Origin of the sequence: Streptococcus sp. SS-4456, assembly GCF_036680365.1 — a bacterium.
Classification (GTDB): Bacteria; Bacillota; Bacilli; order Lactobacillales; family Streptococcaceae; genus Streptococcus.
The window spans coordinates 1-914 of sequence record NZ_JAVIHI010000090.1 but is presented as its reverse complement, the minus strand read 5'-3'; the positions used below and the strand labels follow the sequence as shown (position 1 = coordinate 914).

Here is a 914-nt window from a genome sequence, read left to right as displayed (position 1 = left end):
CTACGGCTCCGTCTCTTCAACTTAACCTCGCATCATAACGTAACTCGCCGGTTCATTCTACAAAAGGCACGCTCTCACCCATTAACGGGCTCGAACTTGTTGTAGGCACACGGTTTCAGGTTCTATTTCACTCCCCTTCCGGGGTACTTTTCACCTTTCCCTCACGGTACTGGTTCACTATCGGTCACTAGAGAGTATTTAGGGTTGGGAGATGGTCCTCCCGGATTCCGACGAGATTTCGCGTGTCTCGCCGTACTCAGGATACTGCTAGGTATAAAGACTATTTCAAATACGAGGCTATTACTCTCTTTGGCCTACCTTCCCAGGTAGTTCTTCTATACTCTTTAAGTCCACATTGCAGTCCTACAACCCCGAAGAGTAAACTCTTCGGTTTGCCCTCCTGCCGTTTCGCTCGCCGCTACTAAGGCAATCGCTTTTGCTTTCTCTTCCTGCAGCTACTTAGATGTTTCAGTTCACTGCGTCTTCCTCTACACTACCTTAACAGTAGTGAGTGACAGGCATTACCTGCCGGGTTCCCCCATTCGGACACCCCTGGATCATTGCTTACTTACAGCTCCCCAAGGCATTTCGTCGTTAGTCACGTCCTTCTTCGGCTTCTAGTGCCAAGGCATCCACCGTGCGCCCTTATTAACTTAACCTTATTAACCTAATTTTTTTAAAAAATTAGAAAACTCATTAAATATTCACAGCGTTTTCGGTTTATTTTCTTGTTACTATTTCTTAATGTATCCTTGCAGATACATCAGGAATGTTTGATAGATATTCAATTTTCAATGGACAAAATCTTAACAACTTCCGTTGTTAATGGAGCCTAGCGGGATCGAACCGCTGACCTCCTGCGTGCAAAGCAGGCGCTCTCCCAGCTGAGCTAAGGCCCCACAAGACCTCTCAAA

1 tRNA gene and 1 rRNA gene are annotated in these 914 nt (G+C 46.3%); both read right to left on the bottom strand.

Features of this window, described 5'->3' with window-relative positions:
- Nucleotides 1–659 (bottom strand): 23S ribosomal RNA (locus tag RFK25_RS11475); the annotation flags it as partial.
- 167 nt (nt 660–826) lie between these two features.
- Nucleotides 827–899: transfer RNA gene (locus RFK25_RS11470), tRNA-Ala, on the bottom strand.
- Nucleotides 900–914 lie beyond the last annotated feature (15 nt).